Source organism: Haloarcula sp. CGMCC 1.6347 (assembly GCF_037078395.1).
Taxonomy (GTDB): domain Archaea; phylum Halobacteriota; class Halobacteria; order Halobacteriales; family Haloarculaceae; genus Haloarcula; species Haloarcula amylolytica.
Genome location: NZ_JAYMGX010000004.1, coordinates 285,590 through 296,049, shown reverse-complemented (window position 1 = coordinate 296,049; position 10,460 = coordinate 285,590). Strand labels below are relative to the sequence as shown.

The following is a 10,460-nucleotide window of genomic DNA, read 5'->3' as shown; positions in this document are numbered from 1 at the left end:
TGCGTGCGCGAACCTGGTACGGTGAATTTCGTGAACTCGTCCTGATGTGTGTGGTTCACAACATCAAGCAGTCTCTGAAACCATGAAATCAAGCTACGTCTGGCGATTCACCACGGCCGGTGCGTGTTTACCCGGATTTTCAACAACTGACACAGTGTGAATCCGTGAAATTATCACGTTGTCTCGGGCAACTATCTTGAGTTCGTCAGAACGTTTGCGAAAAGCACGGCGTTTACTACCTGAACGCGTCGAAATGTACCGTGTGGAAAACCTCACAGCAAAGCAGGTAGCCCGTGAAGATACCACGATCCTCATTGAATCCGAAGCGGCGGCCGGCCAACGGCCGCCGCGAAAGCGTTTCTGGGTTCCACGAGCAAATGTGAGAGGCGATAAGATGTTACCTGACGGTGGAACAACCGAGGACGTGTCGGAAGCCGACGAACCGTCGGCTCCCGACGGAAGGACCCAGAAACAGCGTATTCGCCGTGAGATAGTGGAAGATTTTCTCAAAAGATTCGTAGGCATCTCGGAAGAGGAAACCGCCGAATGGGACTCTCGATTGAACAACTTCGAGAGATATGTCCTCATACTATCCAAAGACTTCTGAACGAGGGTTCTGAGACCGAGGAATTATTCTGAGCTGGAATCGTCGGCGTAGACATCACCGAAGCGGATCGCTTCACGGGCGATAGAACGGGCCATGAGGACGAGAGCATCGGTACGAAAGAGAAAACCGATGAATACGCCTATCAGTGGGCCACCGTCCAATTAGTCGGCAATGCAGTTCCGATAGTGCTGGACGCACGCCAGTTCAGAAGGGTGAGACCCGCTTAGCAATCGTTGAGGACCTCTTGGATTCGGCTGAGGAGATGATCCACGTCGATAGCGTGTTGATGGAACGGGAGTTCGATAGTCAGCATATTTTAGAGATGCTTAGCCGACGTGGGCTCTCCTACGTTGTCCCGAAGCGGATGCAGACAAGTGAAAAAGCCTAGGCTAAGCGGTTACTTCAGCGCGGCCAGGACTGCTACGAAACTGACCGGAAGTTGTATCTCGGGAAGAACGATTGGCAAGAGACAACGCTGATCTATCGACGGAAGAGGACGCTGAACACGATGATCACCGGCAGTACTCAGTGTTCATGTCCAATCGCAGTAGTAGCTTCCTCACTGAGTATGGGTATCGCTGGGAGATCGAGAGTGGCTACAGGTCGATTAAGCGATTCATGGCCGCCACGACCTCGAAGGACTTCGGACTCCGATTCTTCTACTTCGCATTCGCGTGTCTGTTGTACTCGATTTGGCGTGCGGTGGATCTACTCGTACAGGTCGAATTGACCGGTGAATACGAACACTCGCCAATTGTGACAGCCGACAACACGCTGACGCTGTTGAAGAAAGAAACCGGAATCGGATAGTGAGGTTCTCCACCCGTAATAGCGCGGTGTCTGAGTGGCAACGCTGTCGGAAGTCGTCTAAATTCGCGAACATGAGTGGCAGTGCAACAAGATCGGGCGTTTGGAGAGCAATCTAAGTCAATTCCCGTTCACTGAATCGGCTGAATCCACGCATTATAGCCCCGCTAAGCCCGGTGCAGTCTCAACTTCCAACATTGAGCGAGATTGATATAGCTACATAGACTTTATAAGACACAGAAAGCCCGAATATTCTCACACAGAGTGCCTGAAACGTCGATATTCTGGTTTTGTAGATAGGTTTGTATTATAGTAATAAGCACCACCAGTTTTAGGCGGGAGGCCGCTGTACGGGAAGCATGGATCGTCTTCCGCCTGCATACGACGCTACTCCTGGGGATGACGCCCTCGAAGCCGCCATCGAGAAACGACTCGTCGATATCGACTCCGGGCGCTACCGAACAAACGTCGCCAGCGTGCTGCGAAAGTTCGCAACGTGGGCTCGGGACCAGCATACCATCTCCAATCCAGAGGATATCGACGATGATCTCTGTCGGCAATACGCTCGTGACCTCGCCCGGGCTGACGGCAGAGACGATATCTCACCCGAGACTGCCCGCCGCTACTTCGCATACGTCCGCTCGTTTCTCACATGGGCTGTCTACGAGGGTCTAATTCCGACGAACCCGGCCAAGACCAACCACGCCGAAGGTCCGCTCCCGACCGATGAGACCGAAACAGACCAGCAGTACTGGACTGCACGGGACCGCGACGCCATCTGTGCCACTGCGACCGCCCGCGTCGACGACGCCGGCGAGGGCGACGACGTCGACCGCACGGCGGCCTACCGCGACCAAGCACTCGTCTTCCTCCTCGCATACTCAGGAGCCCGGAGTGCAGAACTGGTCGCTGTTTCTGATGACGAAGAGCGGAACGGCCTGCGGTGGCGGCACGTCGATTTAGAGGGAGGCACAATGCAGGTGTTCGGCAAGAACCGCACCCGAGAATCTGCGCCGATCCTTGACGACGCGCTTCGCCCGCTCCGGCGCTGGAAGCAACTCCGAGAGCCCGACGAGAATGAAGCTGTCTTCCCCAGACTCGACAACGCGGCGAAGGCACTGGACCCGACGCCGTCGATCACAACCCAGTCGGCTCGAGATATTCTGGCCAAACTCTGTGAGTGGTCCGACTACGAGTTCGAGGAGCCACTGAAGCCACACGGTGCCCGCCGTGGGCTCGGACGAGAAATCTATCGCGAGAACCCACAGCTGGCGCAGGATGTGCTACGCCACAAGTCCATCGAGACGACCCACGAAGGCTACGCACAGGAGGCCGCAAAACGCACGCGTGACGAAGCGAACGATATCATCGGCGGTGAGTAGGTTGCCGACAGCTCTTCACATGGAAGCGACAGACGCCAGCCAATTGAGCCGGTCAGCGAGGTGAGAACGTGTGGTGTGTCTTGGACTCGCTTCTACAAGCGACGGTAGATGGTGATCCCACCGAGAACAGCGACGATCATGCTCCCGGCAATAAGCAGATTCGTGGGTGAACCGCCAGACGGCTCGGCATTGTCTGTGGCCGCGGTCTGAGACGGTGTGATTGCTGGCCCACCACTGCTGGTCTGGGTCGAGGTTGACTGCTTGGTGTCTGTCTCGGTCGAGTGTTCAGTTTCCGTGGCCGTTGTTGGGGTGTCACTGGGCGTCGGTTCCGTTACTGTCGGTGTGTCCGTCGCTGTTACTGTATCACCAGAGTCACTGCCGCTGGAGTCGCTACCATCATCGTCATCACCGCCATCATTATCACCGTCATCATTACTACCGCCGGAACTCGACGAGTCTTCTTCGGTAGGCGTTTCTGTTGGTGTCTCTGTTGCAGTCGGAGTCGGTGTTGGTGTCTCCGTTGTGTTCTCTCCGGACTCGACTGTCAGTGTTCCATCGCGGGCGCTGGTGACATTGTATGCGGTCCCGGATTCGTCACCGACGGCTGCAACGGTCAGACCCACATCGCTCGTCCCGACAGCCTTGCCGGTGAGCGTGACAGAGACAACAGATGTCGAGCCACTGTCGGCGGTATCCATTCCAGTCGCCGCAATGCGGACGCCGTTCGCCTCCTCGGCAGACTGGACTGTTTCTGGATTTCCAGCAACAGACGTGTTCGAGACTGTTGCAACCGAATCGTTGGTGCTTGCAATATCGAGATCCAGTGAACCAACCCCGTCTGTGGTCGACGTGACTACGATATCAACAGTGGTTGTGTTTCCAACCGTAACAGTGTCAGTCGACGGCTGGACTACGACACTGGTCGTTCCCGCCCCCATCGCGATCCCCGCCCAGAGGGATACTGCTATACAAAGGCCGAATACTGTCGCAATCTTCCTCATTAAATATACTGTCTCAATAAGTAGGATTAAGTATTCTGGTTACTGATTTAAATTCACAATACTACCTCTGGTGGGGGTTTATATGGCAAGTTCAACGACAAAATTACAAGCGTTATTTGGTGTATTACTATTAGTGACTGTCGGTCCGGTCTCGGGGATGATGACCGGTACCGGGGCTGGCCCGTTGCAAACGGCTGGCAACGACACTCTTGGCACAAGTACCGGAAACCAGGCTGTCACCACGGCCGGAAACGAGCCGACACGGACACAATCGACACAAACACCCGCCGCAACGGCCGGGAACCAGGCGACCGGACCACTTTCGACCAGCTGGAATGGCTCAACCGAGCCGAATGCGAGTGCCATCGCGGAGTTAGCGCCACGGGAAAACGACTCCCACCCGTACCCGCTCGTTGGCGATAACCAGCCTACTGATCCAGATGGCGACGGACTCTACGAAGACGTCAACGGCGATGGCGCTGTCAACATCGTCGACGTTGACGCCCTATCACGTCACTTGGGATCCACAGCAGCCGGTGCCAACTGGAGCGCGTATGATTACACGGGTGACAACCGAACCGATGTCGGAGATATCCAGTGGCTCTTCGTCGCCACGCGCTCGACGCCCTCGAATGACACTGATGGCGATGGACTTCCGGATGCCTACGAGCGAAACGTCACGAAGACCGACCCCAAGGTAGCAGACTCTGACGGGGATGCTGTGATTGACGGCGCAGAAGACTGGGACAATGATACGTTACCGGCATATCGCGAATACCGACTCGGTACTGACCCTCGAAGCAATGATACAGACGGTGACGGACTCACTGATGACGTCGAATCACGGCTCCAGGGCGTTGATCCGACCGACCCTGACACAAACGGGGACGGTGTCTCAGACTCCGAATGGAATCCAGATCAGGATAATTTGACTACCGGCGAAGAACTCGAGGCTGGGACTAACCCGCTCGTAGCTGATTCCGACGGCGATGACCTCACCGATGGACGCGAAATCGAACATGGAACGAACGCGTCGAATCCGGACACCGACGATGACGGCTTATCCGATGGCGAAGAGATCGCACTGGGTACCGATCCGACGAATCCGGACTCGGACAGCGATGGTGTCCGCGACGGCAACGAGACGTTCACGACAACGACAGCGGACGAAGACTTGGGTTTGACTGTCCGAGTCAACGGCTCCGGCGATGTCGCGTCCGGCGTGAGTACTTCGGCAGTAACCGACAGACCTGTTGTCACTGAACCCTTACAGAATGCAAGCGTTTCACCTGTCGTCGAATTCGAAAGTGAACGCGAGTTCGATAACGCGACCATTGCGTTCTCCTACAATGAGTCGGCGGTGCCGAACAATGAATCCACGCTGGCGATATTCCGCTACAACCGGTCGGCCCAAACCTACGTCCCGCTGAATACAACGGTCGATACGGCGAACGATACTGTACGGACACAGACGCCGCATTTCTCGCGGTACGCGGCGATGGATTATACGGAATGGGCCAAACAGTTCGACGGGAATCGCACCTCTCCTTGGAGTGTTGATCAGAATTTTACCAATGCGACCATCGAGAATCTCTCATTGTGGACTCAGACACAAGGGATGGCAGCACAAGCTCGCGTAACGAACAGCAGCCTGCAGGTGACGAGTCCAGGAGACGATTCGACTACCGGCCTGAAATCGATCGATACCTTCGAAGACGGTGATTTGTCCGAATATTATCTCCGCGAGGGTCCGTCCGATCACGTGGGAGTAACCGACTCGCCCCAAGTGACACCGCGGAACGGGAGCAACTTGCTCGAAGTCGCATCTGGTGTCAAACTCCAGTCAAGGAGCGGCCTTGACCGGTACCCGTCGGCAGGTGATACGTTCGATTTCTGGGTCCATTTCAACGGCGTCGAATACGGACAAGAACGGGATCTGGGCTTCAGATTCGGTGTCACGGATGAAGCTGATCACTTCTACACCGCTTATCTCGGGCAGGGTGACAGTCCGATTCAACTCAGAAGGGAACACGGTTCTAGCAAGTATGTTTTCGCGGAAGCAGATACGCAACTCCCCAAAGACCGCTGGCTCCGTAGCCGCATCGAGTGGGGAAAGGACGGCCAGGTATCACTCACCGTGACGGACGCCAAGGGCAACCAGTATGCCAACATCTCTGGCGTCGATACGACCCTCAAATCCGGCGGAATTGAGTATCATGTTTCTGACAACCATGATGATCCATCATACTTCGGAGAGTCGGCAATCATCAACGGCTCTGCTATGTCTCCTGACGATGATTCGTCCAACGAGACATCTGAGCATGGTCAGGTGACGCGCACCTTTGGATCGCTTAACCGGATCAAGAACTTCACCGTACAGATCAATGCCACATCGACCGGCAGCGGTCGGGTTGCACTCCAGACCGCGAATGGCAGTGTCCTCGACAATGCGTCCATTACCGAGCGGGATGTTTACCGACTCAATGCGTCGAGTACCGAAACGAACGGCCGACTCGAACTGGCAGTAACGGCGGAGAACGGAACCGTTTCAGTCGACCAAGTACGCGTCAAGCGGGATAGCGATAGCGATGGACTGCCAGATACTGTCGAGCGGGCTGAGACACGGATTGGTAGCGGGAAGACGATCCAAACAGATCCGACCGATGCCGATACCGACGGAGATGGTCTCTCCGATGGGCAAGAGCTTGGAAATCTAATAACACGGGTTGATTCGTTCCAGGCTGGTCCGCAGACGGTTACGATGACGCGAACCTACAGAATTGCCAAGAGTAATCCAACAACAGTTGACACTGACGGCGATGGCCTCAGCGATGCCCGGGAAGTCAGGAACACGACAATTGTCGTTTTCGATTCTAAAACCGAGGCCAACGCCTTGCGCGAGGCGATGGTCACAGAGAACCAGAGTCTCAATCTTCAAGCCGCAGGGACAGTACTGAATGTCACCTCGTCGCCCCTGAACCCGGACACTGATGGAGATAAAATCTCGGACGCAGATGAGTGGCGGTATCGAACGAATCCACGGCAAGTAGACACCGACAAAGACGGAGTCTCGGATACGACTGAACTCCGCAACGGTCAGGACCCAACACTACACGATATTCGGGGTCCAGCCATCAAATACCTACGTACTGACTCGTATAATCCCGGCTGGTCCGGTCCCCACTACGTGATTGACTTTCTTGTGCGCGATAGAAGCGGGCTTGGCACTGTTCGTATTGCTCTGCGCGGAAACGAAACTCTCGACCGCACGAACTTCACCGGACATACGCAATATCACTACAGTCAGGATCTAACTGGAAACGCACTCCAGAGTGCAGGGACCTTCGCAGGCGGAACTAAAGTATATATTCATGCCTACGACAGCCACGGCAACAAGCGACGTGTCCCCGCACTGACGAGATCTAACAATGCAGTCAACAATCTCCAAGGTCGTTATGACACACTCAGAGCTCTGCAGGGCCGTTATGATAAAACCGCAGCCGGAAGGTTAACAGTCAGCGCATTTGGGCGCGCGGCCGGTCTGATGCATGGCGCGGGGGAGCTTGGATACACCGTCTCGAATCCGGTGGAGACAGCAGCGGGACTATCTCAGGTTCCGAATGCGGCGAAAAATTATGACAGGACGTATGAGTCAATGGAGGAACAATTCAAAGAGCGTCAACGTGTAAATAATCCTTTCCCTCCGAATACACCAGAAAACGAGAGCTTTGCGCGCGGGTACTTTGATGGTTATATCGGATTCTTCATTCTTGAGGAAGTCACTGGAGCGGGTGTCGCGAAAGTAGCGAAAGATTCTGGCCGAGTTGCACGCGCAATAAATAAAGTCGATAATACTCGCTATTTAGGGAAATCCGTCACTGCGGCTCGCAAAATGAAATACGCGAGCGAACTCCCGGCACGGAGCGCTGGCCGTGTAGTTTCATTTGGCGTTGATCAAGCAAAGCGCCCGTTCGCGCGATACTCACTACGTAACTCACGGACGGTCGGAAAAGTAGTCCGGACACGTCGCTACGTGGCCGATAAGACACCTCAGAAGGTATACGATCTGAATACCAAACAACGGAAGCTCTCAGCCCGATACTTCCGAGATGCCGACCTTGGCGGTCGCTCCCCGTCGGAACTGGAGGCCGCCGGGAAGCTGATGGCCGAGAACAATCCCAAGCAGGTCTCACAGATGCTGCGTCGGATGGACGACGGCCAGCAGGCGGCGTTCTTGAGCGATGATCTCGACGAAGCGGCGCGGGCGGACTTATATAAGGATTGGAAAAACGGCGACAATGTACGTGCCAGCGATGTTGCAGAAGCTACCAGCGCTGACCCGCAGACAGTGCGGCTCATCGCAGATGGCTCCGGTGATGTAGACGACGCCTATGATCGGGCAGTCATTCGAGCAGCCAACAGCGATAGTGTTGCTTCCTACAAACAGCTTGACCGGGCTGTCCGGAAAGTCGACGACCTTGACGGTACTCGGCAGCGTCGGGCCAAGCAACTCATCGCTGAGACTGACGGTGCTGGCGTCAAGCTCGTTGACGAGTTAGACGGCGACGGGCTCCAACGGGTACTCGACTTGGATATCGACCGTGCTGACGAGTTCCGCACGGCTGCAGCTCGCAATCTCGAACGAGGCAATGCCGACACCGATGAGATCGAGAAATTCGCCACACATGCCGACAATCTGGAAGGTGTCGATGGTCTGAATAGCGGTCCCGTCGATGATTTCATCAATTCAAGAGACCCTGGAAACGTTGGTGGTGCACTTGATGAAGTGCGTCGGGCCGATGAAATCGGTGCAGAGAATATCGAGCGGATGAGTATTGAACTCCCCGATTCGAATGAGTATGACGGGGAACTGGATATCCAAGTCGAATCTGGCAAGATTGTCGAATCGAAAGGATCGTTCGGATATACGAAAGGCAAGATTGACCAACAATTCGACAGAAAGCTTAGAACTATGAAGGAACATGAGGATGTTGCTTTCGATGGCAACACACTGGAGATCCGGGCGAATCGCGTTGGGGATCAAAACTTGGTCAGTTCAAAGATTACGGAATGGGAGCAGAAGAGCAAATGGGGGTCTGCAGACATTACGATCAAAGTGGTCGATGAAGGCTCTGGATCAATTATCACGGATTAAATTGGAGGCTACTAATGGAAGATTACGATCTGATTGAACTTACCTATGTCCTCGATGAGGAACCGTCTAGTGATATCTTCGAGACGCTCATTAACGCGTTCCCGGAGTACGGTAGGCGAGATCGCGGACCTCGAGAATATGGGATACGTGCCAGTAAAATAGATGAATACACCAATGAAGTAGATATAGTCGGAGGGCGTGAAGAGATACTCCAAACAATATCTACGTATCCAGAGTGGTCAGTTGAGGTGCTGCTGAGCCACGATGATCTGACAATTGCACGGAGCAAGAGCGAATTGGGTCTACTGTCAGACTTATCAAAGCCCAATTTGCAATTTTCAACCTGGATTTACGCGATGAAAGATTCAGATGATCATGGCTCTCCTCCCGAAGTGAAGAAAATGCGGAAAGAGTTTGTCGAAGTACTTGCTCAAGCCGCAAACATTCTCGAACCAAAATGGGGCTTTGGCCGCCGCGGTGGCCTCGCTATCGGCGAAGATGAGACGGTCGAAGACCTTGCGACGAGGACCAAACCACCGCTGTACGAGTACAACGTCTTCCGTCCGGAAACGGTTGAGGCAATCGGTCGCGAGCAAGTCCTGTCGGCACCGGCCTACTACGTCGAAGAACTCGACTCAGGTGGCGTTTTCATGGCTGTCACGGAACCACCCAAGCAGTGCGGACACGAGGGCCAGCAGTGTGAGGAAGTCGCCGACCAGCTCGGTCTCTCGCTAGCGAAAACGGAACGCTATCACTGACCGCGATTTTAGATCTAAAGTCTACAATAATTCATCGCGACGGATCTCGCGTGCCCGCTCTCGAAGACGAGACTGAAACAGACCAGCAGTACTGGACGACACGCGACCGCGATGCTATCTACGCTACTGCGACCGCCCGCGTCGACAAGGCCGGCGAAAGTGATGACGTCGATCGCACGGCGGCCTACCGTGACCAGGCACTCGTCTTCCTGCTCGCCTACTCCGGTGCTCGCAGCGCGGAGCTCGTCGCTGTTTCTGATGATGAGGAACGCAACGGCCTCCGGTGGCGTCATGCCGATCTAGAGGCTGGCACAATGCAGGTGTTCGGAAAGAACCGCACCCGAGAATCTGCGCCGATCCTTGACGACGCGCTTCGCCCGCTCCGGCGCTGGAAGCAACTTCGAGAACCTGACGAGAATGAGGCCGTCTTCCCCAGACTCGACAACGCTGCGAAAGCGCTTGATCCCACGCCGTCGATCACCACGCAGTCGGCCCGGAACATCCTCGCAGACTTGTGCGAGTAGTCTGAGTACGACTTCGAGGAGCCACTGAAGCCACACGGTGCCCGCCGTGGCCTCGGGCGGGAGATCTATCGCGAGAATCCACAGCTGGCACAGGACGTGCTGCGTCACAAATCCATCGAGATAACCCACGAAGGCTACGCTCAGGAGGCTGCGAAACGTACTCGTGACGAAGCAAACGATATCATCTCCAGTGAGTAGACTAACCAACAAAACGGCAAAGAACCCC

At 55.1% G+C, this 10,460-nt stretch carries 6 protein-coding genes and 2 pseudogenes; 7 read left to right on the top strand and 1 reads right to left on the bottom strand.

Going from position 1 to position 10,460, the window contains the following annotated elements; genetic code table 11:
- Positions 1-262 precede the first annotated feature (262 nt).
- The 3 genes and pseudogenes from VI340_RS19130 to VI340_RS19120 all read left to right on the top strand — a co-directional run bounded on the left by VI340_RS19130 (position 263) and on the right by VI340_RS19120 (position 2,796).
- Entirely contained in the window at positions 263-607 is a 345-nt protein-coding gene (locus tag VI340_RS19130) for a hypothetical protein (protein ID WP_152418444.1), read from the top strand.
- Positions 550-1,417: pseudogene (locus VI340_RS19125) on the top strand (transposase); the annotation flags it as partial. The gene VI340_RS19130 and the pseudogene VI340_RS19125, both read left to right, overlap by 58 nt.
- 356 nt (positions 1,418-1,773) lie before the next feature.
- On the top strand, positions 1,774-2,796 hold the full coding sequence (locus tag VI340_RS19120) for a tyrosine-type recombinase/integrase (protein WP_336358971.1): 1,023 nt from the start codon (positions 1,774-1,776) through the stop codon (positions 2,794-2,796).
- A gap of 92 nt (positions 2,797-2,888) precedes the next feature.
- Here VI340_RS19120 and VI340_RS19115 read toward each other — a convergent pair whose 3' ends face one another.
- On the bottom strand, positions 2,889-3,494 hold the full coding sequence (locus VI340_RS19115) for a hypothetical protein (RefSeq protein WP_442905132.1): 606 nt from the start codon (positions 3,492-3,494) through the stop codon (positions 2,889-2,891).
- A gap of 13 nt (positions 3,495-3,507) precedes the next feature.
- Here VI340_RS19115 and VI340_RS19930 point away from each other — a divergent pair, with 13 nt between their 5' ends.
- The 4 genes and pseudogenes from VI340_RS19930 to VI340_RS19100 all read left to right on the top strand — a co-directional run.
- Positions 3,508-3,843, top strand: coding sequence for a hypothetical protein (locus tag VI340_RS19930; RefSeq protein ID WP_442905131.1), 336 nt, complete (start codon positions 3,508-3,510; stop codon positions 3,841-3,843).
- A 36-nt stretch (positions 3,844-3,879) separates the two neighbouring features.
- Complete coding sequence (locus VI340_RS19110; protein WP_336358969.1) at positions 3,880-8,952, top strand: dockerin type I domain-containing protein; 5,073 nt, start codon at positions 3,880-3,882, stop codon at positions 8,950-8,952.
- 14 nt (positions 8,953-8,966) lie between these two features.
- Positions 8,967-9,710, top strand: a complete 744-nt coding sequence (locus tag VI340_RS19105; RefSeq protein ID WP_228841637.1) for a hypothetical protein — start codon at positions 8,967-8,969, stop codon at positions 9,708-9,710.
- 59 nt (positions 9,711-9,769) lie between these two features.
- Positions 9,770-10,432: pseudogene (locus VI340_RS19100) on the top strand (tyrosine-type recombinase/integrase); the annotation flags it as partial.
- Positions 10,433-10,460: the final 28 nt, after the last annotated feature.

What these genes read in the sequence shown, in the direction of transcription:
- VI340_RS19120 (WP_336358971.1), top strand. Translation starts at nt 1,774, where the DNA reads ATGGATCGTCTTCCGCCTGCATACGACGCTACTCCTGGGGATGACGCC.
- VI340_RS19115 (WP_442905132.1), bottom strand. Translation starts at nt 3,494, where the DNA reads ATGGATACCGCCGACAGTGGCTCGACATCTGTTGTCTCTGTCACGCTC.
- VI340_RS19930 (WP_442905131.1), top strand. Translation starts at nt 3,508, where the DNA reads ATGCGGACGCCGTTCGCCTCCTCGGCAGACTGGACTGTTTCTGGATTT.
- VI340_RS19110 (WP_336358969.1), top strand. Translation starts at nt 3,880, where the DNA reads ATGGCAAGTTCAACGACAAAATTACAAGCGTTATTTGGTGTATTACTA.
- VI340_RS19105 (WP_228841637.1), top strand. Translation starts at nt 8,967, where the DNA reads ATGGAAGATTACGATCTGATTGAACTTACCTATGTCCTCGATGAGGAA.